The sequence below is a fragment of the Microbacterium ureisolvens genome, from assembly GCF_019511645.1.
Classification (GTDB): Bacteria; Actinomycetota; Actinomycetes; order Actinomycetales; family Microbacteriaceae; genus Microbacterium; species Microbacterium ureisolvens_A.
The window spans coordinates 95898-120930 of record NZ_JAEUAX010000003.1; the positions used below are offsets into that span (position 1 = coordinate 95898).

A 25033-nucleotide genomic window follows, 5' to 3' on the forward strand; every position below is an offset into this window, starting at 1 on the left:
GTGATCCGGGGGGTCGTGCCGCAGCATCCGTGTTCCTGGCGGTCGTGAGACCCTTCTCACCGCCCGCTCGCCGCCCGTTCACCGGGCGGTCGCGTGTCGGTCGCCGGCCCGTCAGACGGCGGCTGATCGGCACCGGTTGCCTCGAGGGCATGAGTCGAATCCCCACACGACGCGTCCTGCCGCGCCTTCTGGCCGTGGCAGCAGCGGCGGCCACCGCGGTCGCCCTTCTTCCCGCCACGGCCGCCTCCGCCCAGCCGGTCGCCACGGCGCCCGCGAACTCGCAGTCGCCGTACGTGCAGACGCACGTGCCGACCCTCGTCGCGCGCGCCACGCTGTCGGCCGACCACCTCGAGCCCGGTCCGGCATCGGGAGCCCTGGCCAGCTCGGCCAACGGCCGCACCGGCCCCTGGGACGGCCAGGTCATCCCCGGCTTCTCGGCCGCGATCGACAACGGCGACGGCACCTTCTGGGCGCAGCCCGACAACGGGTTCGGCGCCAAGGGCAACTCCGCCGACTTCCTGCTGCGCAACTACCTCGTGCGCCCCGCCTGGCAGACCGCTGACGGCGGCTCCGGCGAGATCCAGATCGAGCGGTTCATCTCGTACAACGACCGCAACCGCGTGCTCGACTTCCCCATCGTGAACGACGACACCGCCGAGCGGCTCCTCACGGGCGCGGACTTCGACATCGAGTCGGTCGTCAAGGCCACGGACGGCACCTTCTGGGTCGGCGAGGAGTTCGGGCCGTTCCTGCTGCACTTCGACGCCGACGGCACGCTGCTCGAGAAGCCGTTCGCGCTCGACGGCGCCAAGTCGCCGCAGAACCCGTACCTCCAGGCCGGCGAGACCCCGCGCGTGCGCGCGAGCCGCGGCTTCGAGGCCCTCGCCGCCTCGGTGAACGGGCGCTACCTGTACCCGGTCGTCGAAGGCTCGTACGCCGACGACTCCGACCTGCGTCGCCGTGAGATCCTCGAGTTCGACACGCGTGCCGGCGCCTACACCGGTCGCACGTGGAGCTATCAGACCGATCAGGAGCCGAACGTCATCGGCGACGCGTTCACCGTCCGAAGCGACGTGCTGATCCTCATCGAGCGCGACGACTTCGAGGGTGCGCAGTCGGTCACCAAGCGCGTCTACGAGGTGGACCTCCGCCGGACGGACGCGGAGGGCGACCTCGAGAAGAGCCTCGTGCTCGACGCGCTGCGCATCGCCAACCCGAGCGGCATCGGTGCGGGCGACGGCTACGGCACCGGCGAGATCTACTCGCTGCCCGTGCAGTCGTTCGAGACCGTCGTGCAGCTGAAGGACGGCAGCCTGCTGATCGGCAATGACAACAACTACCCGGGCAACGACGCGCGCATCCCGGGCACGCCCGACGACACCGAGTTCGCGATCATCGACCTCGACAAGACGAAGATCGAGCCGTCGACGGTGAGCCTCATCGGGCACCGCGGCGCGAGCGGCTCCCGCCCCGAGCACACGCTCGCGGCATACGAGACGGCGATCGTGCAGTGCGCGGACTACATCGAGCCGGACGTCGTCTCGACCAAGGACGGCGTTCTGGTCGCGCGACACGAGAACGAGATCGGCGGGACGACGGATGTCGCGACGCGGCCGGAGTTCGCCGCGCGCAAGACCACGAAGATCATCGATGGCACCTCGATCAGCGGCTGGTTCACGGAGGACTTCACGTTCGCCGAGCTGCGCACCCTCCGCGCGAAGGAGCGCCTGCCGCAGACGCGTCCGGCCAACACCGCGTTCGACGGGCTCTACGTGATCCCGACGCTCGACGAGGTCATGGACCTCGCCCGCCACTCGGTGAGCTGCGACGGCCGGCCCGTCGGCGTGTACCCGGAGACGAAGCATCCGTCGTACTTCGACTCGATCGGTCTGTCGCTCGAGGAGCCGCTCGTGGCGGCCCTGCAGGCGAACGGGCTCGACCGCGCCGACGCACCGGTGATCGTGCAGAGCTTCGAAACCGCGAACCTCCGCGAGCTCGATGCGCTCACCGACGTCACGCTCGCCCAGCTGGTGAGCAATTCGGGCCGGCCGTACGACTTCACGCTCGCCGGCGACCCCCGCACGTACAAGGACATCGTGACGCCCGCGGGCCTGGCCGAGATCGCGACCTACGCCGACGGCGTGGGCCTCGAGAAGTCCGTCATGATCCCGCGCACGGCCGACGGCCGCCTGGGCACGCCGACCGCGGTCATCCCCGACGCGCACGCTGCCGGGCTGACGGTGCACGGCTGGACGTTCCGTGCCGAGAACCAGTTCCTGCCGGCGGAGTTCCGCTCGAGCGCAGACCCTGCCGCGTACGGCGACCTGGCCGGTGAGCTGCAGGCGTTCATCGACGCCGGCATGGACGGCGTCTTCAGCGATCACCCGGGCATCGCCGCAGTGACCATCGACACGGTGACGCTCACGGGCTGAGCCGGTACGACACCCGTCGATCCGAAGGGGGGATGCTGCGGCATCCCCCCTTTGTGGATCAAACGTGCGGAGGATCACCCACTTCGTGCGTTACTGCGCGACACGGCCACCTGACACAATGCGGGATTGGGCGCCGCCGGGGGGCGGCGCTTGCAACGAAGGGACGAGTATGGCCATCGACGGCACCCCCGGAGCGGGACTGACGAAGGAGCAGCTTGCGGAGGAGGTGACCCACCTCGCCACGCCCGACGTTCTTTCGACGCCGTTCGGCGATCTCGAGTTCTTCGACGGCGTGCCGAAGACGGACTCCGTGCAGTCGATCTTCGATGCCCTGGACCTGCTGCGCGGCATCGACGCGTTCCTCACCGCGGTTCCGGGCGCCTCGCTCGTCGCGATGCGGCGGGGGCTGCGCAGCGCCGGCGTCGATGCACCCGACAAGATCGGCTTCACCGATCCGCGCGCCAATTCGGGCAGCCTGTTTCTCACCCCGAACACCGAGACGACGTACGGCACGACGTTCCTAGACCTCAAGGCGTGGGGCCCGACGGTCATCGAGGCGCCGCCGCAGTCGCTGTGCGTCGTCGACGATTTCTGGTTCCGGTACGTCGCCGACATGGGTATCGCCGGCCCCGACAAGGGCGCCGGCGGCAAGTACCTCTTCCTGCCACCCGGCTACGACGGCGAGCGACCGGACGGCTACTTCACCTACGAATCGCCCACCTTCACCAACTGGGTGGTGCTCCGTGCACTGGGCGGCGTGCCGGCGATGAAGCAGACGCGCATCTACCCGCTGAGCGAGGCGGGCGCGCCGCGCGAGAACACCTTCCTCAACATCGCCGCGGTGCTGCAGAACACGGTGCACGCCAACGACTTCACGTTCTTCGAGGAGATCGCGCAGCTCGTGTCTGAGGAGCCCGCCATGGCGCTCGACCCCGAGCGGGCCGGAACGCTCGCGACGATCGGCCTGGAGCACGGAACGCCGTTCGAGCCGGACGACCACCGGCGCGCCATTCTTGACGGCGCCGCCCGCATCGGCGCCGCGATCTCGCGCGCGTTGGTGTACAAGCCGCGCGACCCCGACGCCTACTTCTGGGAGGGCTCGTCGTGGAAGAACGCGTTCACCGGCGGCAGCCACGAGTTCCTCCGCGGCGGCGCGCGCAACCTCGACGCGCGCACGCAGTTCCACTACTTCGCCACGGTGATCACGCCCGCGATGGCGCACGCGCAGGTGGGCGCGGGATCCGCGTACGCCTACACGGCCGAGGATGCCGACGGCCATGTCCTCGACGGTGCCGCCACGTACTCGCTGAGGGTTCCCGCCGATCCGCCTGCGAGAAACTTCTGGTCGATCGACCTGTACGACACGCAGACCCGGTCGCTCCTTCAGTCCACGGCATACCCCGCGCTCACCAGTCTCACGGGCACGGTGCAGGCGGAGGACGACGGTTCGTACGTGCTGTGGTTCTCGCCGACGCCGCCCGAGGGCAGGGAGTCCAACTGGATCCCGACCATCCCCGGCAAGTCGTGGTTCCCGATGCTCCGGCTCTACGGCCCGCTCGAGCCCTGGTTCGACAAGACGTGGCGGCTCCCGGAGCTCGTGAAGGAGGCCTGAACGCCGTGACACGGGGCTGCGGCACGTGCGTGTGCCCAGCGTCCGTCGGGGTCTATGTCGCGGGTCAGCGCACCCGGCGACCGTGCGCCAGCTCGATGAGACGCGAGAGCACATCGCCCCCGGCGGCGCGGAGGCCGTTGTGCTCGTGCTCGCTCGTGACCCACGGCGTCACCCCGGGCAGGAGTCGCGCGGTCTCCATCGAGAACTCGAGCGGCACGTAGACGTCGTTGACGTACACCGCGGCGGCGCCACGGGCGTGGGATGCCGCGATCGCGTCGGCGTCGTAGAGCGACGGCCATTCGAACTCGGCGAGCGCGAGGGTCACGTCGCGCCAGGGCTGGAAACCGGGGACGGTGTCGAGCCACTCGCGGCGCACGTGCTCGCCCGTGAAGAGCGTCGGGTCCTCGCGGAAGTCGTCGGGCTCGGTACGCTCGGCCGACCAGCGGGTGGCGTAGCCGTCGGCATAGCTCGACTCGTGGAACACGAAGTACAGCGGGTTGCGCGCGCCGAACGGCATCGCCGCGGCGAGGTCGTGACGGAAGGCGTTGGAGCGCGGGTCGCGTTCGAGCAGGCCCCACAGGGTCTGCCAGCCGTCGTCGGTGCCCAGCGCCGAACCCACCGAGCGCACGCGCGAGACCGACGCGACCTCGCCACCGGGGAGCACCAGCTCGCCGTCGAGGGCGAGATCGATCACGCGCCGCATGGCGTCGCGATGGGCGGGGAACCGGCGGTAGTACTTCTCCGACTCCTCGCGCATCTTGTCGTACGTGAGGGCATAGACGTCGTCGGGGTGGCGACCCACGGCGCTCAGGCCGCCGGTGATGAAGACGTGCTCGAGGGACGCGGCATCCGTCGAGAGATACGCCAGGGTGGTGAAACCGCCGAAGGACTGCCCCAGGACGCTCCACCGCTCGGCGCCGAGATGCTGGCGCACGGCCTCGCAGTCGCGCACGATCGCGTCGGCGCGCAGATGGGTGATGTACTCGGCGAGCTCGGCCGCATCGCGCGCAAGGTCGTCGTCGCCGACGGGTGAGGACAGGCCCGTGCCGCGCTGGTCGAGCATGACCACGCGGTAGTGCTCGAGCGCGGTGTCGAGCCACGACGGCCCCGACGGGGAGTGGAACGCGCGCGGCGCCTCATGGCCCGGCCCGCCCTGCAGGAAGACGAGGTACGGCAGACTCTCACCGCCGTCACGTGCGACCACGGCCGCGTGGATGTCGATCGTGCGCCCATCGGCCGGATCGCCCCACACCAGAGGGACCGTGAGGAAGTGGTCGTCGATGGTCAGGTCCTGCATGCGGCGCGTCGTCACGGACATGCAGACGAGCCTATGTCGCACCTCCGACGGCGGCGGGGACGACAGCGAGAGCGGCCCACGTCCCGGTCGTCACGAACACCGGCGCCCCGAAGAGGCCGCACCAGAAGCCGCGCGCGACGTCGTCCGACGCAGCGACCAGCGAGGCGGCGGCGACACCGATCAGGAGCGCCGCCGGGATGAAGAGGAACGGCTGCTGGAGCGCCGGCGCGAGCACGGCGAGGTCGAGACCGATGAGCACGAGCAGGGCGGGCGAGATGTAGTCCGACCATCCCGCCCCGATCGCGAGAATCGCCAGCACGACGGCGAACGCGAGCTCGACCCAGAAGACGACGATGTAGACGACGAACGCCGTCGTTCCGGGTTCGATCGCGCTGGGCGTGGACCACAGACGGGCGAGGAGCACGACACCGCCCATTGCCAGTGCCAGCCCGGCGACGCTCTCGAGGCCGAGCACCGCGCGCCACCACCAGCCATGCGGCGGACGCCCTTGCGCCCACGTCGCCCACACCAGTGCCGCGACCCCGAAGGCGGCCGCGATGACGGCGAGGTCCCGCGGGTATTCGCCGGTCATGGCCGCACTCTACCGAGCGCCGCCTCAGCCCCGCGCGCGGCGCTTGTCGCGCGACGGCACGAACCGGAACCGGCGCGGGTGGCGCGACGGCGCCTGCGCGACGGTGGGCAGCACGATGGGCTGCGTGACGATCGCGTCGACGACCATCGAGCCGTCGGTCGGGCCGATGACGGCGATGGGCGTCGTCGCGGTCGCGACCGTCGGCGCGACCGGGACCCTGCCCAGCCGGCGGTGGGCGTGGATGTACGCGGGCGCGAGCACGACCACGGCGCCCAGCCACGCCAGCGGGTTGCTCGCCGCGACGCCGATGAAGCCGAAGATGCTCCCCAGCACGACCGCCGCGCCGACGCGCATGACGAGCTCGATCACGCCGGTCACCGTCGGGATGAGGGTGTGGCCGAGTCCCTGCAGCGCTCCGCGCAGGACGAACAGGATGCCGAGGATCCAGTAGGTCGCCCCGTTGATGGCGAGCATCTGCGCCGCGAGGTCGACGACCTCGGCCGAGCCTTCGTCGATGAACAGCGAGACCGTCATCGCGCCGAACGCGATGAGCAGCGCTCCGAGCACGAGGGCGGCGCCCACCGACATCCACGTCGCCTGCACCACACCGCCGCGGATGCGGTCGGGCCGGCCGCCACCGTGGTTCTGGGCGACGAACATCGACACGGCGAGGCCGAGCGACTGCAGCAGTGCGAGCGCGAGACCGTCGACCCGGGCCGCGGCGGTGTACGCCGCGACGGCGTTGGCGCCGAGCTCGTTGAGAGCGACCTGCACCGAGAGTGTTCCGATGGCGATGATCGAGGCCTGGAAACCCATCGGCAGGCCCAGGCGGAGGTGCTCCGCGAGCTCGGCGCGGCTCACACGCCAATCGCGCCGACGGACATGGAGCACCGGTATCCGTCGCCGTACGAACTCCAGGCAGAGCAGTACGGAGATGGCCTGAGACACCACCGTCGCCAGCGCCGCGCCGCCCACGCCCCAGCCGAGTGTGCCGACCATGACGATCACGAGCACGACGTTGAGTGCACACGCGAGCGTCAGGAAGATGAGCGGCGTGCGCGAGTCGCCGATGGCGCGGATGATCGCCGACAGGTAGTTGAAGAACATCATCGCGCCCGCGCCGAGGAAGCTGATCTGGGCGAACACGATGGCGTCGTCCATGAGCTCCGCAGGTGTCTGCAGCAGCTCGAGCAGGGGTGCGGTGACAAGCGGCGCGCCCACGGTCAGAAGCAGCGTGCACGCGCCGGTCAGGATGGTTCCCGCGGCGACCGATCGTCGCACCGCCTCGTGGTCGCGCGCGCCGAACGCCTGCGCCGTCGGGATCGCGAAGCCCGACGTGAGGCCCCACGCGAAGCCCAGCAGGAGGAACAGCATGCTGCCCGTCGCACCGACTGCCGCCAGTGCATCGACGCCGAGGTGGCGCCCGACGACGACGGCGTCGACGAAGTGGTACAGCTGCTGCACCACGTTGCCGATGAGCAGCGGAACAGAGAACAGGACGATGACGCGCCACGGGCGGCCCGTCGTCAGGGCGGTGGTCATGAGGGCGGCTCTCGAACGAGAAGACGAGAAGGGGACGGATGCCGCGCCCGCAGGCGACGGAGGGTTTGGCGAGTGGCAGACGCCAGTGTATCGAATCGATTCGGACGCACCATCCTCAGGTCGCGTTCTTGCGCAAAACCCCTCGGCGAGGTGCGGAGCTGCGTGCCGGTTCACGGTCCACTCCGAGACACGTGCCGACGATCCACCCGGGTTCCCGGGCGCACCGCCCTTCTAGCCGGATCGCCGGGTGGCCGCATCCGTCATCGCACGCCCGCGTACCGACAGCCGGCGCAGTCCCGTGACGAGCACGCCTCCGACGAGCAGGATTCCCCCGATGAGCTCTGCGGGCGTGGGGACCTGGCCGAGCAGCAGCGCGGCCGACGTCATCGCCACGACCGGCGCGAGCAGCACCCACGGAACCACCGCCGCGGACGGGTTGCGGGCGAGGAGGCCGTTCCAGATCGAGTAGCCGATGATCGTGCAGAGCACCGACGTGTACAGCGTCGAGAGCGCGGACTGCCAGCCGAACGCGGCGATCCCGGCGGCGATCGCCGTCGGACCCTCGACGACGAAGGACAGCATCAGCGCGGGGATCGGCACCACCAGCGCCGACCACACCGTGAGCGACAGCGAGCCGAGCCTTCCCGGTCCGCTGACGGACCCGGCGCGACGCGAGATCACGTTGCCGATGCCCCACGAGAACGCCGCGGCGAGCGCCAGCGCCACGGCGAGGGCGGGAGCGTCGCCACCTCGTCCGGCGGCGACGATGGCGAGGCCGACCACGCCGATGGCGACACCGGCGATCTGCGGCGCGGTCGGGCGCTCCCGCAGAGCTGCGGCGGCGATGAGGATCGTGAACACGGCTTGCGCCTGCAGGACGAGGGCGGCGAGGCCCGGCTGCAGCCCGAGGGCCATCGAGGTGTACAGCAGACCGAACTGCCCGAGGCTCATGAAGAGGCCGACGCCCAGGACCGTGCGCCACGATGTGCGGGGCCGAGGCACGACGAAGACGGCGAGCGCAACCACCAGGAAGCGGATCGCGACGAACAGCAGGGGTGGGACGCCCGTCATCCCCCAGTCGATCACGACGAAGTTGAACCCCCAGAACGATGCCACCGCCGCCGCCAGCACCATGTCGCGTCTGTTCACAGGTTCCACTTCAGCTGAACGTTGGATGAAGCACCAGCGATGCTTTTGCCATGAAACGATGTAGCGTTGCTTCATGATCGATCTCGAGGCGGTGCTGTCGCTCCGCGCGATCGCCACACAGGGGAGCGTCGTCGCCGCGGCCACGAGCCTCGGGTACACACCGTCCGCCGTGTCGCAGCAGGTCAAGAGGCTCGAACGTGAGACCGGCATCGCCCTCCTCGAGCGCGCCGGGCGCGGAGTGATCCTCACCGAAGCGGGCACGCGTCTCGTGGTCGCATCCACGCCGATCCTCGCCGACCTCGAGCGCCTCCGCGCGGATCTCCAGCTCACTGCCGGGGCCGATGACCGTGTCGTCGGCGAGATCAGGATCGCCGCGTTCTCGACGGTCGTGCGCGGGCTGGTCATCCCCGTGCTGAGCGAGCTGGCCGAGCGGCACCCCGATCTCTCCCTGCCGCTTCGGGAGAGCGAGCCATGGGAGACGATCGCGCTCGTCGCGTCCGGCCAGCGCGACCTCGGCATCGTCCACCGGTGGGGCGGCGTCGCCTTGGCGATGCCCGATCACCTCGTCTCGACCCCGCTGTTCACCGACGTGGCCGACGTCATCCTGCACCGCGACCACCCGCTCGCCGGCCGCAGCGAGCTGCGCCCCGAGGATCTCGCGGGCGAGGCCTGGGTCGCGACCTTCGAGGCGACGATCTGCCGCCAGTGGCTCCGGCGTCTGTTCGACGGCGTCCCCAACGCACCGCGCATCGTGCACGAGTCGATGGAGTTCCAGAATCACCTCGAGTTCGCCCGCGCCGGCCGCGCGGTCGCGCTCGTGCCGCGCCTGGGCCGTGGCGACCTCGGACCGGACCTCGTCGCCATCCCGACCGTGGCGCCCGCGTCGACCCGCGACGTGCTCGCGGTCCACCGGCGTTCGCAGGAGGATTCCCCCGCGCTTCGCACCGCGCTGGATGCGTTCGTGGAGCACGCGCGCACGATGTGACTGGACGGATGCTGCGTCCCCGACCCTAGGCGCCGGTCAGCGATGGCGGAACCCGTCGCGCAATCGCGAGCGGTCTGACATGATTTCTCCCACCGCAGATGGGAAGCAGTCATGAGGCGGTCACGAGAGGTCTCGGCAGAGGACTCGTCCCTGCCGCCTTACCGGCGCACGGTGGCCGGGGTGCTCGGCGGTCTCGTCGGACTGCTGGCGCTCAGCGTCATCGCCGGCGTGCTGGTCGTCGCCCCTCTCGCCCCGGCCATCGCCATCTCAGGACACGCGGCGAGCTCCGCCGTGTCTCTCTTCGAGAGCATGCCCAGCTACCTCGAGATCGACCGGCTGATGCTGCCGACCACGATCTACGCCCGCGACCCCTCCAGCGGGCAGGACGTCGAGCTGACATCGTTCTACGACCAGAACCGCGAGCCCGTCGAGTTCGACCAGGTCTCGCTCGTCATGTACGACGCGATCCTGGCCTCCGAAGACCCCCGGTACTACCAGCACGGCGGCATCGACATCCTCGGCACGACCCGCGCTCTCATCAAGAACGCCCAGGGCGGTCAGACCCAGGGCGGCTCCTCGATCAGCCAGCAGTACGTGAAGAACGTGCTCGTCCAGCGCTGCGAACGCGATGCCGACACGGTGTACGAGACGAACGAGGCGGGCGAGACGGTCGTCGACGGGAACGGCGACCCCGTGGTGAAGATGACTCGCGACCAGGCGCTGCAGGAGTGCTGGAAGGACGCGACCCAGGCGGACGGCATCGAGGGCTATGAACGCAAGCTTCAGGAGATCCGCTATGCCGTCCAGCTCGAGCAGAAGTACTCGAAGAACGACATCCTCCTCGGCTACCTCAACATCGCGAACTTCGGCGGAACGACCTACGGCATCGAGGCCGCAGCACGCTACTACTTCAGCACCACCGCGGCGAACCTCACACTGACGCAAGCGGCCACACTCGCGGGGATCGTGCAGAACCCCAACACCTTCCGCATCGATCGCCCCGCGGGCTCGATCTTCGGGAGCGACGGGACGAGGTACAACAAGGCCGCTGACGGCTCGGACGACGACGTCACGCCCGGCACCCTCGCGGGACTTGACACCCTCCTCGCCGACGGGACCATCACCGAGGAGCAGTACCTTGCCGCGGGAGACGCCTACAGCGCCACCAAGGGGCGGCAGCTCTACGTGCTCGACCGCATGCGCGAAGACGGCCGCATCACTGCCGAGCAGTACGTCGCCGCAGCGGTCGAGCCGATCGCACCGGTGCTGCAGCCGCCGCCCACGAGGTGCGGCTCCAGCGCAGCGCCGTTCTTCTGCCAGTACGTGGTGAACACCGTGCGCCTGGACCCGGACTATGCGACCGCGTTCGGCGCGACCCCGGAGGACCGCCAGAAATCGCTGACGCGCGAGGGCCTGAGCATCTACACCACGCTGGACTGGAACCTGCAGAACGCCTCGCAGGACGCCATGCACCGCTACGCGCCGGAGACCGTCGCGGGCATGTCGTTCGGTTCGGCGTCGGTCAGCGTCGAGGCCACCACCGGGCGCATCCTCGCGATCAGCCAGAACAACCGCTTCACGGAGGACCGCGACCTCTCCCTCAGCGACCCGGCGTACAGTTCGCTGGTCTACGCGGGCGACATGACGCACGGCGTCTCGACGGGATTCCCGACCGGATCGACCTTCAAGCTGTTCACCCTCGTCGACTGGCTCGAGACGGGGCACACCCTGTCCGACTCGGTCAACGGCACGCTGCGGGTCATCCCGCGCCTCCGGGACCGCTGCGAGGGCACGTGGATCAACCGTGAGAAGCACGTCGTGCGCAACTTCGGCGGCGCGGCCGGCTATGTGGGAACGCCGATGCAGTTCACGGCGCAGTCGCTCAACAGCGGCTTCCTCGGCATGGCGGAGCAGCTCGACCTCTGCGACATCGAGAACGTCACGGCCCGCATGGGCGTGACGCGCGGCGACGGCGACCCCGTCGACATCGACGGCGCGGCGGCGATCATCGGAACGAACAACATCGCGCCCGTCGCCATGGCGGGCGCCTTCGCGACCGTCGCGAACGGCGGCGTCTACTGCGTGCCTCGCGTGATCGAACGCGTGGTCAACGCCGACGGCACAGAGCTCCCGGTACCCGGCAACCGGTGCTCCCAGGTGATCAGCCCCGAGGTGGCGGCGGCGACGGCGTTCGCACTGCAGGGCGTCATGCGCCCCGGTGGCACCGGGTCGGGCGGCAACCCCAACGACGGGACGCCCCTGCTCGGAAAGACCGGGACGCACGAGAACATCCAGACGTGGCTCGTCGAGTCGAGCACTCGGGTGACGACCGCCGTCTGGGTGGGAAACACGACAGGATACGGCGACGTGTTCCGCTCGTTCTACAACGGCCGCGCCCTGTCGACGATCCGCCTGCCGATGACCCGCGACATCCAGGCCGCCGCCAATCAGCTGTACCCGGGCGGCAGCTTCCCCGCGCCGCCCGCCGAGCTGGTGCGCCGGTCGGCGCCGCCGCCGCGCGTCGGACCCGCCCCCGCTCAGCCCCCGGACGACACCGGGAATGGGAACGAGGACAGCAACGGCAACGGCAACGGGAACGGGAACGGCAACGGGAACGATTGACTCCCCTCCCCGCCGCTCGGGGTAGCGGGCGTCGGGGCGCAGCATCCGTCCCCGAATCGTGTATCTGGCGAACGCCGAGGTGACTCTCGGTGCATCGGGACAACCAGTCTCGTGGTGCCTCAGTTCCGCACGTCCGCTCTTTGGGAGGAATGCCCATGTCTCGACCCACCGGCCGACGCCGCAGCTTCACGAAGCTCGCGGCCGGCCTGACCGCGACCGCGGCGCTCACGGTGACGACACTCGTCGTCACCGCGCTGCCCGCCGCCGCCTTCAAGCCGTACACCCACAACGCCACCGCCGAGAACGCCTACGACGACGTCACCGATGACGGGAAGGTGACCATCGAGGGCACCGAGTACACCGTGCGGGGCGACATCGTCACGGCTCTGCGCAACCAGCCGGCCGCGTACAACGCAGGGGTGATCGGACCGGACGGGTTCCCCGACCTGGCTTACGGCCAGTCGGCGATCCACCCCGACGAGACCGGGAAGTGGCTGCAGCACGTCATGACCGAGGCCTGGGATGCGCAGGATGACGCAGGCCGCAGTGCCGCCGAGAAGGAGCAGATCCTCGCCTTCGCGTACGGCTTCATGACGCATGCCGCCGGCGACATGTGGGCGCACACGCTGATCAACCAGGTCGCGGAGGGGGTCTTCCCCGGTGTCGGCGAAATCCTCGACATCGAGGACCCGACCGCGCTCGAGATCGCCCTGCGCCATGTCATCGCCGAGGGCTACGTGGGTGACGCGACGGCGGGCTTCGACGGCAACTCGCGGCGCTCCCAGGTCGCGGGCGAGACCGACCAGACGGGACCCGAGTACTCGAACGACGCCACGCCGGCGTTCGAGTACGCTGCGCCGAACGAGTGGATCTACGACACCCTGGTCGATCCGAACAGTCCGCTGCCGGTCGGCACGTGTGGCGACGGCATCGACGACGACGGCGACGGAACCGCGGATGACGGATGCCCCGGCCTCGCGTACACCGTCGGCGAAGACCCCGAGCCGAACCGCGGGCCGCTCATCGACTACTTCATCGACCTGAAGGCCGAGCTGCAGGTCGAGCGTGCGGCGATCCAGAAGGACCTCGACTACGAGGACTGCAACATCGTCGACTGGGACTGCTACGAGGTGGTCGAGAACGTCACGGTCGACACCGTGCGCGGCGTGACGGTCAAGGCGGTCACCGTGCAGGAGTGCCGCGCGGACGTCTTCTGCGTCACGAGCCCGATCGACGAGGCCGACGACGCTCTCGTCAACCCGGCGATCGTCTCATACCTCGACGCGTGGATCGCCGACATCGACCGCGGCCTGCGCCACTGGCCGGAGCTCGGCGAGGCGCTGTCGAAGACGCTGTTCGACGCCGGCACATTCCGCGACGCGCAGAACTTCATCTGCCGCAACGACGATGAGGAGGGCGAGACCGACGAGGTGCTCGATACCGACCGGGCGACGTGCGAGGACGGCGTCGGCATCTTCCAGGTCGCGGGCTACACGCTGGGCGGACTGGACGACACCGATCGGCCGGGCTTCATCAACGAGTACCTGCTGTCGATGCTCGGTGCTCCCGACTTCGTCGGCGAGGTGGTCGAGGAGGGGGGCGACGTCTTCCTGTGGCTGGAGGACCTGATGGCGACCATCATGCCCGACATCGACTTCCTCGACCCGGTGATGGCCGACGCCAAAGAGCTGGTGCTCGAGCTCGCCTCGGAGGCGCTGGGCTTCGACGTCGAGCTGCTGTCGGACTTCCTCAAGCACCCGACGCACTGGATGGAGGTCGGCTCGGCCGATATCGACGTGCCGTTCTCCGACGACGACGTGCATGTGGACCTGTTCGACGATGGCGACCGCGAGTATCTCGACGCCGTGATGGGTCTGGTCGACCCGCTCGTCGGCGACCAGGTGGAGCTGCCCGACGGCACGATCGTGCCCTCGTCGCGCCTCAAGGACAGCGCCGAGTGGACGCTCGAGGACTTCGAGCCCGCCTACGACGCCGTGCAGATGGCGAAGCTGCTGCTGCTCGACGCGAACGGCCTCAACCAGGTCATCTCGGATCACCGCAGCCCCGGCCTGCTGCCGAGCGTGTCGACGGCGATCTACGCCGATCCCGCAGGTCGCCCCGCCAACGTCATGATCGACGGCCTCGACGGTCAGCCCTGGCTGCGCAGCATCGACTCCGACCACTCGTGGCGCGCCGATCGTCTGCCGATCTTCGACTCGCCCGACCCCGGCCACAGTTCGGATGAGGAGCCGCACTACGCGGGCACCGGCCAGATGCCGCTGTGGGAGTCGTGCATCGCGCGCTCGACCTTCCGCGACGTCTTCCGCGACTGGGAGAACGGCGCCTGGGACCAGCCGGGGAAGAACTTCCCCGACCACGGCGACGCGCCGAGCGTGCCGGCATGGATCACCGGTTCGCTCAGCGCGGACTTCCAGATCACCGGTGACGAAGCCGTCGTGTCGGGCGTGCAGTGGGTGGGCGTCGACCACACGTTCACCGTGACCGCCGCCGACGAATCCTTCACGCCGGAGTCGCTGACGACCACGTACGCGGTACACCCGGTCGGCGCTGCGCCGGCCTGGACGACGGTGAACGGCGCTGTCGTCGAGTTCGCCCTCCCCGCGGACGCCGACGAGACCCTCGAGTGGGTCATCGAGTGGAAGACGTCGAGCGAGTGCGAGGCGGTCAGCGGCACTCAGACGGTCCGCGTCGACCGCACGGCTCCGGTCATCGACCTCACCGAGCCCGCAGCCACCGGCTACGACACCGACGACTTCGCGAGCGTGCAGTACACGATCACGGATTCACTGAGCGGCGTCGAGACGCAGTCCGTGCAGTTCGACGGTGCCGAGGTGCCGACGGGCTACGTGCTCGACATGTTCACGCTCGACACCGGTGCGCACGCCGCGGTGGCGACGGCGACGGACTTCGTCGGCAACACCGCGACGGCCACCCGGGCGTTCACGCTCCTGGCCACGACCGAGTCCCTCGGCAACAACCTCACGCGGGCTGTCGCCGAGAAGCTCGTGACCGACCCGAAGGTCGAGAAGGGGCTGCGCGACAAGCTGGACGCGGCGCTGAAGAGCCACGTGTCCGCCAGGCATGCGACCGAGGTGAACCAGCTCGCCGCGGTGGTCGAGCAGCTGGAGGCGCAGCTCGGCAAGGGTGTGGACGCGGTGTTCGGCACCCGGATGATCGGCTGGGCCAACGATCTGATCGCCGTCCACTGATCCGGTGCGACGCCGAGGCGGCCGGTCGGGTTCTCCCGGCCGGCCGCCGCTGTCGGGGTACTCCCCGTTGCCTCAGCGGCATTCAGCGCGGATCGCGGTCGCTCTTCATCGCTGCGGGCACCTGCTCCGCCCCATACTCCGCCACGAAGTGCTCGGGCTCGCCTGCGGGCAGGCCGATCCAATCCGTCGGGGTCCGACTGTCACCCGAAGTCGCCCGGGGCCATGTCCGTGAAGCGCGAGAAGTGGCCCTGGAACGCCACCGTGATCGTGTCGGTGGGACCGTTGCGGTGCTTGGCGACGATGAGGTCGGCCTCGCCGGCGCGCGGTGAGTCCTTCTCATACGCGGCTTCCCGGTGCAGCAGGATGACCATGTCGGCGTCCTGCTCGATCGAGCCCGACTCACGCAGGTCTGACATCGCCGGCTTCTTGTCGGCGCGCTGCTCGGCGCCACGGTTCAGCTGCGAAAGCGCGATGACGGGCACGCCGAGCTCCTTCGCGAGGAGCTTGAGCGCGCGCGAGAACTCCGAGACCTCCTGCTGGCGCGACTCGACGCGCTTGCCCGAGGTCATCAGCTGCAGGTAGTCGATGACCACGAGCTTGAGGCCGGCACGCTGCTTGAGTCGGCGGCACTTCGCGCGGATCTCGACGAGCGTCATGTTCGGGCTGTCGTCGATGTACAGAGGTGCGTCGTTGATGCGGCCGCGCGTGGCGGCGATCGTGGTCCAGTCCCGTGAGTCGAGCGTTCCCTTGCGCATCGACTGCAGGGGGATCGCGCCCTCGGCGCTCATGAGGCGCATCGCGATCTCGCTGCGCCCCATCTCGAGCGAGAAGAAGATCGTCGGCATGTTGGACTTGATCGCCGCCGCCCGGGCGAAGTCCAGGGCGAGCGTCGACTTACCCATCGCGGGTCGCGCGGCGATGATGATCATCTGGCCGGGGTGCAGACCGTTGGTCAGCGAGTCGAGCCCCGAGAAGCCGGTCGGGATGCCGGTCATCTGGCCGTCGCGGCCGCGGGCGGCCTCGATCTCTTCCACCGCGGCATCGACGGCGATCGTGAGCGGCACGTAGTCCTCGGCCTGCTCTGCCCCGGTCACCGAGTAGATCTCGGCCTGAGCGTTGTTGACGAGATCCAGCGCCTCGCCCTGGCCCGAGTACCCCATCTGCACGATGCGGGTGCCGGCGTCGACGAGGCGGCGCAGCAGCGCACGCTCCGACACGATCGATGCGTAGTAGCCGGCGTTCGCGGCGGTCGGCACGATCGAGGTGAGCGTGTGCAGGTAGTCGGCGCCGCCGGCGCGCTGCAGCTCACCCGTCTTGATCAGCTCGTCGGTGACGGCGACGACGTCCGTCGGCTCGCCGTGCGAGTAGAGGGTGAGGATCGCCTCGAAGATCAGCTCGTGCTTGGGCACGTAGAAGTCGCTGCCGCGCAGCGTCTCGATCACGTCGGCGACGGCATCCTTCGACAGCAGCATCCCGCCGAGGGCGCTCTGCTCGGCGAGCAGGTCGTGCGGGGGAGTGCGTTCGAAGTCGCGAGGGCCCCCCATGCGCTCTTCGGAGATGTCGGCGATCGACATAGGCTGCGCGTCCTCCCTACCGTTGTTCACATCATCCGAGCTCTGCCGGCGGCATCGGGACGGCTCGCCGAGTCGGCGCGCCGGGACACGTGCGAATAGCGGGATGCGGCAGCTTCCCGCCCCCCGCTCGCTTCGCGTCGTTCGATTCCGGCCGCCGTCGCTCCACCGAACCCAGCACGGAGGCGCGACGCCCGAATGGGCCGCACCCCACGCTAAGGATGGCCTCCGACAGTCGCAACACACCCTGTGGATAACTGTGTGGAGAGTGGGGGAGAAACGCCGTCACAGCTGTGAACAACCCCTGTGGAGAACTCAGGGCCTTTCTGGGGGTTATGTGTCCGAAACCGCACCTGACCAGGGGCTGCGTATTTCACAACCTGTGGAGAGATATGCGATTGAAGTCGGGGTTGAAGGTTTGGATCCGAAGGCTGTCCTGTGCACAATTGCGCACCGGCCGCCGCGTCGGCCGTCCACCGGGCGAGACGAAGGGACTCTCCGTCCACACAGGTCTGGACAGAGCGAATCACGAGGGAGTAGCCTCTCAACTCCAGGCACCCTCACGCACGATCCGTCCGGAACGTGCGGCTCTTTCGTCGTGGGAGGTGAACGTGGAGATCGCAACCTCGCAGCTGCCGAGGATCGTGCGGCTGGCCCTCATCGGGGCCGGGGCCGCGTTCGCCTGGATCGTCGTCTCGCTGGTCCTCGGCATCGGCCTCGGACAGGCGCACGCCGACGAGGCCGACGACGCGGGAGTGCTCGGGGGTGCCCTCGGAGGCGTGACCTCGCTGGTCGACGCGACCGCGTCGACCGGCACCGGCACGGTCTCGACCGCATCCACCGGCGTCGCCGAGACGGTCAACACGGTCGTCGCCGCCGTCCCCGCTCCCGTGGGGCAACCGGTGAGCCAGATCGCGCAGACCGTCGGCACCGTCGTCACAACCGTCACCCAGCCGGTCACGGAGGCCGTCTCGGGCGGGGTCGTGAACGACATCGCGGCACCGGTCGTCGACCTCGTCACGGAGGTGCCGGCCGTCGGCGGGATCGTCTCGGATACCGGTCTCGACGACGCGGTGACCGACCTCGGCGGCACGGTCGACGAGACGCTGGGCGAACTCGTCGGCGCCGTCGGCGAGACGGGCGCGACGATCGGTCAGCCGCCCGCAACGGGCCCGGGAATCCCCGTCCGCCCGGTGATCCCGCAGCTTCCCGGCCTTCTCGGCAGCCCGGCCGACTCATCGGCGCCGAACGCGATCGCACTTCTCGCCTCGCGGACGGATGCTGCCGCCACCCTCTTCACGACGACAGCGCGTGCGTTCGGCCACTGGGCCGCGGCATCCGTCTCCGAAACGGCCACGCGTGCCGCCGTCGTCTTCTCGTCCGCCGCGCTCGTGGCGGGCGGACTCCTCGGCTCTGCAGGCGGACTCTGCCTGTCGATCTCTTCCGCGGGACCCGGTGGTGCGGGTCCCGGCGCCTGGGCGCTCGCTGCCCTCCTTCCGCTCGCCGCACACCGTGCCTGGGTGCGCCGTGCCGGACCGGACGACGAGCACGCCCCGCCGGCGCCTGCCGGATCCACCGACGTCTCCCCCGACTGATCGGGTCTCGGCCGCCCTGCTCATCCGAGCCCGGGCGCCAGAGCATCAGCGCGCCTTCCGCGCTGAACAGCGCGGCTCCTTCCCGCGCCGAGAACCGATCAATCCACAAAGGGGAACATCATGCGCACTTTCTACAAGCGCGCCCTCTGGGGCACGCTCCTGGCCGGCGGCATCACGCTGCTCGGCGCAACGGTCGCCAACGCGGCCGAGACCACCGGCGACGACGGCTTGCTCTCGGGCAGCCAGGCCGTCATCGGCGTCACCGTCCCTGTCACGGTCAGCGGCACGTCGCTCTCCGTCCTCGGCGACTCCTCGTCGGGCGGCGCGACCACCGCTGCTGCCTCTCCCGCGACGGCACCGGCCGCGTCCACCAGCGGCGACGACGGCGTCGGCTCGGGCTCGCAGGGGCTCGTCTCGGTGAACGTCCCGGTCACGGTCAGCGGCAACTCCGTCGCGGTCGTCGGCGACAGTTCATCGACGGATGCTGCGACCGCCGCGCCGGCACCCGCCCCGGCGCCTGCCGCCGAGACGTCGGGCCAGGACGGCGCGCTCTCCGGCACCCAGGGGGTCGTGTCGGTCGCCGCACCCGTCACGGTGTCGGGCAACGCGATCTCGGTCGTCGGCGACAGCTCGAGCGAGGGCGCGACCACCGCACCCTCGTCGGGTTCCGCGGCGGGGACCGACGCCTGGACGGACGGTGAGGACGCGATCCTCGGCGGCACCCAGGTGGTCGCACCCGTCACCGCCCCGGTCACCGTCTCGGGAAATGCGATCTCCGTCATCGGAGACAGCGAGTCGACCGGCGCCACGACGGCACCCTCGACCGGTTCGACGGGCGGCGGATCCACGGGCACCACGGACGGGGATGGCTCGGTCCTCGGCGGCACCCAGGTGGTCGCACCCGTCACCGCCCCGGTCACGGCGGCAGGCGACGCGATCTCCGTCATCGGAGACAGCGAGTCGACCGGCGCCACGACGGCACCCTCGACCGGTTCGACGGGCGGCGGATCCACGGGCACCACGGACGGGGACGACTCGGTCCTCGGCGGCACCCAGGTTCTCGCACCCGTCACCGCCCCGGTCACGGTCGTCGGCAACGCCATCTCGGGTATCGGTGACAGCGAGTCGACCGGTGCCGTCGCGGCGCCGGGAAGCGGTACGGGGGGCACCACGGGAAGCACCGGCGGTTCAGGCTCGATCCTCGGCGGGACGCAGATCCTCGCCCCGATCGGGCTTCCGGTCACCGTCGGCGGCAACGCGATCTCGGTCGTCGGTGACAGCACCACGGTGGACGCCGTGGTGCCGACGGACCCGACCGACCCGACGGACCCGACCGACCCGACCGACCCGACCGACCCGACCGACCCCACCACTCCGGGGAACCCCGGCACGCCGGGTGCTGACGGCACCGCCGGCACGACCGCCCCGGCGGCTGCCACCGGCTCGGCGGCGTCGGCCGGCTCCGCCGCCCAGCTCGCCGCGACGGGAGGGACGGGTGTGATGCCGTTCCTGCTGCTCGGGCTCTCGCTGTTCGCAGCGGGCGCCATCGCACGCGCGTCGCGGCGGCGCTCCGCGTGAGTCGGCGGGGCAGCCGGCGTTCCCCCGCTGCCCCACCCGTCCGACCCGCGTGAGCACGCGGGAGGGCCGAACCCCAGCGGCCCTCCCGCCCTGAACGCCCCCGATCGCGGCGCCCGGCCTTGCCTGGACCGCACGTCGCGATCGGGGGTCCACACCCATCTCCGCGGTGCGGAGTCCAGGCGATGCCCTGGATCGGGTCTCCGCACCGGGAGATGCCACGAGCGGATGCCGCGACCCGGGGGGCTCGCGGCATCCGCCTCGTCCGGCCGGCGCGTTGCGCGCCCGTGCCCTCCTCGCCAGAGTGGAGGGATGCCTCTTCCCCCGCCCTACCGCCTCACCCCGATCGACGCCGACCGGCTCGACGACGTCCTGCGCCTGGACACGTGGGCGTTCCCCACCGAGCGCTCGGTCGAGGCTCTCCGGGAGCTGCCGAGCCCGCTCAGCTGGGATCGCACGTACGGCGTCGCCCGCGTCGACGACGACGAGGTCCTCGCGGGATTCCACGGCGCGTATCCGCTGCGCGCATACCCCGTGCCCGGTGCCGAGGTCGCGTGCGGCTGGCTGACCTGGGTCGGCGTGCACCCGGGACACCGGCGCCGCGGCATCCTGCGCGGCATGATCGAGCACCACTTCGCCGACTGCCTCGCGAACGGCGAGGCGATCTCGGGTCTGATGGCCGCCGAGACCCCGATCTACGGTCGCTTCGGGTACGGCATGGCCTCCACCCAGCTGAACCTCACGATCCCCCGGGGAGCCGCACTGCGCCCGGTGGCCGGGGCGTCTGAACTCGAGGTCGAGCTGGAGGAATGGGATGCCGAAGCCCACGGCGATCTCGTGGCCTCGATCCATCGCGACTACGCGCGGCAGCCGGCCGGGCTCGGCCGCCCCGGGTGGGCGACGCGCGAGACGCCCGAGCAGCGCACCGCGCGGGAGGCCGACCCGCCCGCGTACCGCGGCGGCAAGGAGTCGCTTCGGCTCCTGCTGGTGCGTGACAGCGCCGACAACACGCTCGCGTACGCGACCTTCCGGCGTGCGATGTCGTGGGAGCGCGCCGGCGCCGAAGGCACCGTGCACGTGCGCGAGGCCGTCGCGCTCACGGCGGCCGCGGCGCACCGCATGTGGTCGGTGCTGCTCGACCTCGATCTCACGAGCCGCGTCCAGGTCTCGAACCTGCCCGTCGACGACCCGATCGTCTCGCTGCTCGTCGACATCCGGCCCGCGGTGCCCGACTACCAGGACAACTCGTGGATCCGCATCCTCGACCTGCCGGCGGCGCTCGGCCAGCGGCGCTACGCGGGCGACGTCGACGTCGTGCTCGAGGTGGCCGACACGATGCTGCCCGCGAACGCGGGTCGCTGGCGCGTGCGCGCCGCGGCGTGGGAGCACGCGGAGGTGGCGGCATCCGATTCCGAACCCGACCTCGTGCTCGACGTCCGCGAGCTCGGCGCAGCGCACCTCGGGTCGATCTCGCTCGCGTCGCTCGCCCAGGCGGGGCTCGTGGGCGTCGGGAGGCCCGACGCGCTGCGCGCGGCCTCAGCGGCATGGTCGTGGCCGGTCGCGGCCGGCGCGAACTGGATCTTCTGACCCCCGGATACGACGGATGCCGCAGACCCGGAGGTCTGCGGCATCCGTTCGCTCTCGCCAGAATTACTTGGCGGCGACCACCTGGAGGGTGATCACGGCGGTGAGGTCGTCGCGGAGGCGAACGGTCGCCTCGTGCTCGCCCACCGACTTGATCGGGGAGGTGATGTGGATCTTGCGCTTGTCGAGCTCGCCGAGTCCGGCGGCCTTGACGGCCTCCGCCACGTCGACGGTCTTGACCGCACCGAACAGGCGACCCTCGGCGCCGGCCTTGACGGCCAGGCGGACCTTGTTGGTCTCGAGGTTGTTCTTGAGGGCCACGGCCTCCTCGTGGTCGTGGATCGCGCGCGCCTCGCGGGCGGCGCGGATCGACGCCACCTGCTTCTCGCCACCGCGGGTCCACGCGACCGCGAAGCCCTGGGGGATGAGGTAGTTGCGGGCGTACCCGTTCTTGACCTCGACCACGTCACCGGCGCTACCGAGCCCGGCGACCTCGTTCGTGAGAATGAGCTTTGCCATGTGGGTACTCCTTAGCGGCCAGCGCCGGCGTAAGGCAGGAGCGCCATTTCGCGCGCGTTCTTGATTGCCTTGGCGATCAGACGCTGCTCCTGCACCGAGACACCGGTGATACGACGGGCGCGGATCTTCCCGCGCTCCGAGATGAACTTGCGGAGGGTGGCGACGTCCTTGTAGTCGATGACGCCGACACGGATCGCCTTCGCGGGGGCGGCGTTCTTCGCGCCCTTCCGCGGCTTCCGGCGGTCGCCGGTTGCCTTTCCAGCCATGGTGTTTCCTTTACGTTTTGCTGATCGGATGCCTCGTCACGGGGCATCCGGAATCTGTTGCTGAGATCTGACCGATCAGAACGGGGTGTCGTCGCCGTAGGCGCCGGGAGCAGCCCAGGCGTCGCCGCCGGCGTTCGACGAACCGGGGGTCGACCAGGGCTCGTCGGCGACCTGCGGCTGCGGGCGCGACTGACCGCCGCCGAAGCTGCCGCCGCCGCCCGAGCCGCCCGCAGCGCGGGTGACCTGTGCGGTCGCGTAGCGCAGCGACGGGCCGATCTCGTCGACCTCGAGCTCGATCGCGGTGCGGTTGTTGCCTTCGCGGTCCTGGTAGCTGCGCTGCTTGAGGCGGCCGGTCGCGATGACCCGCATGCCCTTGGTCAGCGAGCCGGCCACGTGCTCGGCGAACTCGCGCCACACGCTCGCGCGGAGGAACAGCGCTTCGCCGTCCTTCCACTCGTTCGCCTGACGGTCGAAGTTGCGAGGCGTCGACGCGATCGTGAAGTTCGCGACGGGGAGTCCGTTCTGCGTGTAACGCAGTTCGGGATCAGCCGTGAGGTTGCCCACGACGGTGATGATCGTCTCGCCGGCCATCGTCCTTACGCCTTCGCAGCCTTGGCGGTCTTGCGGGCGGCGCGCTCGTCGGCACGCTGCTTCTCCGAGGCGATCATGGCGATCGCCTCTTCGGCGCGGAGGACCTTGGTGCGCATGATCTGCTCGCTCAGGTTGAGCTGGCGGTCCAGCTCCTGCGTGGTCTCAGCCGTGGCGGTGAAGTTGACGACGGCGTAGATGCCCTCGGTCTTCTTCTGGATCTCGTAGGCAAGACGGCGCTTGCCCCAGATGTCGATGTTCTCGATGGTGCCGCCGTCGGTCGTGATGACCTTCAGGAACTTGTCGAGGTTGGCGCCGACCTGGCGCTCGTCGATCTCGGGGTTCAGGATGACCATGAGCTCGTACTGGTGCGTCACTAACCCACCTCCTTCGGACTAGAACGGCTGTCGGGCATTTCCCGGCAGCAGGAGGGTGTGTTGCACGTCGTCCGACTCGCCGCGCAGGGTTGCGCGTGCGGACAACCCTCCTATGGTACCGGATGGCCGAGCAGACGCCGAACCCGGCCCGATTCGCGTCGGGTGCGAGCGCCCGTCAGCGGAACGCGCCGAGCCCGGTGAGGTGCTGCCCCAGGACCAGCGTGTGCACCTCGTCGGTGCCTTCGTAGGTCCGGACCGACTCGAGGTTGGCCGCGTGACGGATCGGCGAGTTCTCGAGGAGCACGCCGTCGCCGCCGAGGATCGTCCGCGCCTCGCGGGCGATCTCGATCGCCTCGCGCACGTTGTTGAGCTTTCCCAGTGAGATCTGCGTGGGCGTCAGGGTGCCGGCGTCCTTCGCCCGTCCGATCTGCAGCGCGACCAGGGCGCCCTTCTGCAGCTCGACGACCATGTCGACGAGCTTGCGCTGCGTGAGCTGGAACCCCGCGATCGGCTGCCCGAACTGCTCGCGCCGCAGGGCGTGGCGCAGGGCGGCCTCGTAGCTGTCGCGTCCGGCGCCCAGCGCGCCCCACACGATCCCGTACCGCGCATCGTTGAGGGCGGAGAACGGTCCGCGCAATCCTCGCGCTCCGGGAAGGAGAGCGGATGCCGGCACCCGGACGTCGTCGAAGTGCAGCGCCGTCTGCACCGACGCCCGCATCGAGCCCTTCGGCTCGAGCACCGTGATCCCGAGCCCGGCGGCGTCGGTCGGGACGATGAAGCCGCGGACGCCGTCGTGGGTCTGCGCCCAGACCACGGCGAGCTGCGCGATCGAGGCGAGCCCGATCCAGCGCTTGGCTCCCATGATCACCCAGTCATCGCCGTCGCGGCGGGCGAACGTCGTCATGCTGGACGGGTCAGATCCGGCGCCCGGCTCGGTGAGCCCGAACGCGCCGATCACCTCTCCCGCTGCCATGCGCGGCAGCCACTCCTGCTTCTGCTCCTCGCTGCCCCAGCGGTGGATCGAACCCATCGCCAGTGAGCCCTGCACCGAGACGAACGTGCGGATGCCCGAGTCGCCGGCCTCGAGTTCTAGCGCAGCCAGGCCGTATTCGACGGCGCTGCGGCCGGGGCATCCGTACCCCTCCAGCTCCATGCCCAGCACGCCCAGGCGTCCCAGCTCGGGTGCGAGCTCGACGGGGAAGTGCGCGCGGTCGAACCAGTCCGCGATGTGCGGGCGCAGCTCGGAGTCGACGAACGCACGCACGCGGTCGCGCGTGCCGCGCTCGTCGGGGCTCAGCTGACCGTCGATGCCGAGGACGTCGGATGCCTCGCGCAGCGCGGCGAGATCGTCGGGGTCACGGCGGACATCGGGCACGGCGCCTCCTCGCGTCGGATCGCGCACTCGCGCGTGTGGGTCGATTCTCCCCGATGCCGGCCGGTGCGATCGACATCGTCGACCCGCTGCGTATAAGAGAGGTATCGCGCCGATGTCAGCGA

General features: G+C 70.1%; 18 protein-coding genes. 8 read left to right on the forward strand and 10 right to left on the reverse strand.

Annotated features, from left to right (window positions below):
* Positions 1 to 149 precede the first annotated feature (149 nt).
* Together JNB61_RS07040 and JNB61_RS07045 are read left to right on the forward strand one after the other, a co-directional pair.
* Positions 150 to 2432, forward strand: a complete 2283-nt coding sequence (locus JNB61_RS07040) for an esterase-like activity of phytase family protein (protein WP_220339178.1) — start codon at positions 150 to 152, stop codon at positions 2430 to 2432.
* 169 nt (positions 2433 to 2601) lie between these two features.
* A complete protein-coding gene (locus tag JNB61_RS07045; RefSeq protein ID WP_220339179.1) occupies positions 2602 to 4044 on the forward strand; it encodes a DUF1254 domain-containing protein in 1443 nt (480 codons plus the stop codon).
* Positions 4045 to 4108: 64 nt separating this feature from the next.
* On the opposite strand, the gene JNB61_RS07050 is transcribed toward JNB61_RS07045, so the two are convergent.
* From JNB61_RS07050 to JNB61_RS07065, 4 genes are all read right to left on the reverse strand, one after another.
* Positions 4109 to 5362, reverse strand: coding sequence for an alpha/beta fold hydrolase (locus JNB61_RS07050; RefSeq protein WP_159840796.1), 1254 nt, complete (start codon positions 5360 to 5362; stop codon positions 4109 to 4111).
* A gap of 10 nt (positions 5363 to 5372) precedes the next feature.
* Entirely contained in the window at positions 5373 to 5933 is a 561-nt protein-coding gene (locus JNB61_RS07055; RefSeq protein ID WP_220339180.1) for a hypothetical protein, read from the reverse strand.
* Between the two features lie 24 nt (positions 5934 to 5957).
* Positions 5958 to 7475 (reverse strand): MATE family efflux transporter, encoded by a 1518-nt coding sequence (locus JNB61_RS07060; protein WP_220339181.1) that lies wholly within the window; start codon positions 7473 to 7475, stop codon positions 5958 to 5960.
* 231 nt (positions 7476 to 7706) lie between these two features.
* Entirely contained in the window at positions 7707 to 8624 is a 918-nt protein-coding gene (locus tag JNB61_RS07065; RefSeq protein ID WP_220339182.1) for an EamA family transporter, read from the reverse strand.
* 73 nt (positions 8625 to 8697) lie between these two features.
* Between JNB61_RS07065 and JNB61_RS07070 the strand changes: the two genes are divergently transcribed.
* From JNB61_RS07070 to JNB61_RS07080, 3 genes are all read left to right on the forward strand, one after another.
* Entirely contained in the window at positions 8698 to 9609 is a 912-nt protein-coding gene (locus tag JNB61_RS07070; RefSeq protein ID WP_220339183.1) for a LysR family transcriptional regulator, read from the forward strand.
* Positions 9610 to 9720: 111 nt separating this feature from the next.
* Positions 9721 to 12231 carry a transglycosylase domain-containing protein gene (locus JNB61_RS07075; protein ID WP_222855223.1) on the forward strand — a complete coding sequence of 837 codons (2511 nt, stop codon included), beginning with the start codon at positions 9721 to 9723 and terminating at the stop codon, positions 12229 to 12231.
* Positions 12232 to 12386: 155 nt separating this feature from the next.
* Positions 12387 to 15461, forward strand: coding sequence for a hypothetical protein (locus JNB61_RS07080; protein WP_220339184.1), 3075 nt, complete (start codon positions 12387 to 12389; stop codon positions 15459 to 15461).
* Positions 15462 to 15661: 200 nt separating this feature from the next.
* Here the strand turns inward: JNB61_RS07080 and dnaB are convergent, their stop codons facing one another.
* On the reverse strand, positions 15662 to 17035 hold the full coding sequence (gene dnaB / locus JNB61_RS07085) for a replicative DNA helicase (protein ID WP_159840782.1): 1374 nt from the start codon (positions 17033 to 17035) through the stop codon (positions 15662 to 15664).
* A gap of 608 nt (positions 17036 to 17643) precedes the next feature.
* Here dnaB and JNB61_RS07090 point away from each other — a divergent pair.
* The 3 genes from JNB61_RS07090 (at position 17644) to JNB61_RS07100 (ending at position 21789) form a co-directional block, all read left to right on the forward strand.
* Positions 17644 to 18627, forward strand: a complete 984-nt coding sequence (locus tag JNB61_RS07090; protein ID WP_308291217.1) for a hypothetical protein — start codon at positions 17644 to 17646, stop codon at positions 18625 to 18627.
* A 120-nt stretch (positions 18628 to 18747) separates the two neighbouring features.
* The gene (locus JNB61_RS07095; protein WP_220339185.1) at positions 18748 to 20205 is read left to right on the forward strand and encodes a hypothetical protein; all 1458 of its coding nucleotides are present in this window, start codon (positions 18748 to 18750) and stop codon (positions 20203 to 20205) included.
* A gap of 309 nt (positions 20206 to 20514) precedes the next feature.
* A complete protein-coding gene (locus JNB61_RS07100; protein ID WP_220339186.1) occupies positions 20515 to 21789 on the forward strand; it encodes a GNAT family N-acetyltransferase in 1275 nt (424 codons plus the stop codon).
* 63 nt (positions 21790 to 21852) lie between these two features.
* Here the strand turns inward: JNB61_RS07100 and rplI are convergent, their stop codons facing one another.
* From rplI to JNB61_RS07125, 5 genes are all read right to left on the reverse strand, one after another.
* Positions 21853 to 22305 carry a 50S ribosomal protein L9 gene (gene rplI / locus JNB61_RS07105; RefSeq protein ID WP_159840776.1) on the reverse strand — a complete coding sequence of 151 codons (453 nt, stop codon included), beginning with the start codon at positions 22303 to 22305 and terminating at the stop codon, positions 21853 to 21855.
* An 11-nt stretch (positions 22306 to 22316) separates the two neighbouring features.
* Entirely contained in the window at positions 22317 to 22571 is a 255-nt protein-coding gene (rpsR, locus tag JNB61_RS07110) for a 30S ribosomal protein S18 (RefSeq protein WP_005054609.1), read from the reverse strand.
* A 75-nt stretch (positions 22572 to 22646) separates the two neighbouring features.
* Positions 22647 to 23162, reverse strand: a complete 516-nt coding sequence (locus tag JNB61_RS07115; protein WP_159840774.1) for a single-stranded DNA-binding protein — start codon at positions 23160 to 23162, stop codon at positions 22647 to 22649.
* Positions 23163 to 23167: 5 nt separating this feature from the next.
* Positions 23168 to 23536 (reverse strand): 30S ribosomal protein S6, encoded by a 369-nt coding sequence (rpsF, locus tag JNB61_RS07120; RefSeq protein ID WP_116195173.1) that lies wholly within the window; start codon positions 23534 to 23536, stop codon positions 23168 to 23170.
* Between the two features lie 175 nt (positions 23537 to 23711).
* The gene (locus JNB61_RS07125; RefSeq protein WP_220339187.1) at positions 23712 to 24911 is read right to left on the reverse strand and encodes an acyl-CoA dehydrogenase family protein; all 1200 of its coding nucleotides are present in this window, start codon (positions 24909 to 24911) and stop codon (positions 23712 to 23714) included.
* Positions 24912 to 25033 lie beyond the last annotated feature (122 nt).

Excerpts from the sequence above, each read along its gene's own strand:
- JNB61_RS07095 (WP_220339185.1), top strand. The coding sequence starts at position 18,748 with ATGCGCACTTTCTACAAGCGCGCCCTCTGGGGCACGCTCCTGGCCGGC.
- JNB61_RS07050 (WP_159840796.1), bottom strand. The coding sequence starts at position 5,362 with ATGTCCGTGACGACGCGCCGCATGCAGGACCTGACCATCGACGACCAC.
- rplI (WP_159840776.1), bottom strand. The coding sequence starts at position 22,305 with ATGGCAAAGCTCATTCTCACGAACGAGGTCGCCGGGCTCGGTAGCGCC.
- JNB61_RS07060 (WP_220339181.1), bottom strand. The coding sequence starts at position 7,475 with ATGACCACCGCCCTGACGACGGGCCGCCCGTGGCGCGTCATCGTCCTG.
- JNB61_RS07055 (WP_220339180.1), bottom strand. The coding sequence starts at position 5,933 with ATGACCGGCGAATACCCGCGGGACCTCGCCGTCATCGCGGCCGCCTTC.
- JNB61_RS07100 (WP_220339186.1), top strand. The coding sequence starts at position 20,515 with ATGCCTCTTCCCCCGCCCTACCGCCTCACCCCGATCGACGCCGACCGG.
- JNB61_RS07115 (WP_159840774.1), bottom strand. The coding sequence starts at position 23,162 with ATGGCCGGCGAGACGATCATCACCGTCGTGGGCAACCTCACGGCTGAT.
- JNB61_RS07040 (WP_220339178.1), top strand. The coding sequence starts at position 150 with ATGAGTCGAATCCCCACACGACGCGTCCTGCCGCGCCTTCTGGCCGTG.
- dnaB (WP_159840782.1), bottom strand. The coding sequence starts at position 17,035 with ATGTCGATCGCCGACATCTCCGAAGAGCGCATGGGGGGCCCTCGCGAC.
- rpsR (WP_005054609.1), bottom strand. The coding sequence starts at position 22,571 with ATGGCTGGAAAGGCAACCGGCGACCGCCGGAAGCCGCGGAAGGGCGCG.
- JNB61_RS07075 (WP_222855223.1), top strand. The coding sequence starts at position 9,721 with ATGAGGCGGTCACGAGAGGTCTCGGCAGAGGACTCGTCCCTGCCGCCT.
- JNB61_RS07045 (WP_220339179.1), top strand. The coding sequence starts at position 2,602 with ATGGCCATCGACGGCACCCCCGGAGCGGGACTGACGAAGGAGCAGCTT.
- JNB61_RS07080 (WP_220339184.1), top strand. The coding sequence starts at position 12,387 with ATGTCTCGACCCACCGGCCGACGCCGCAGCTTCACGAAGCTCGCGGCC.
- JNB61_RS07070 (WP_220339183.1), top strand. The coding sequence starts at position 8,698 with ATGATCGATCTCGAGGCGGTGCTGTCGCTCCGCGCGATCGCCACACAG.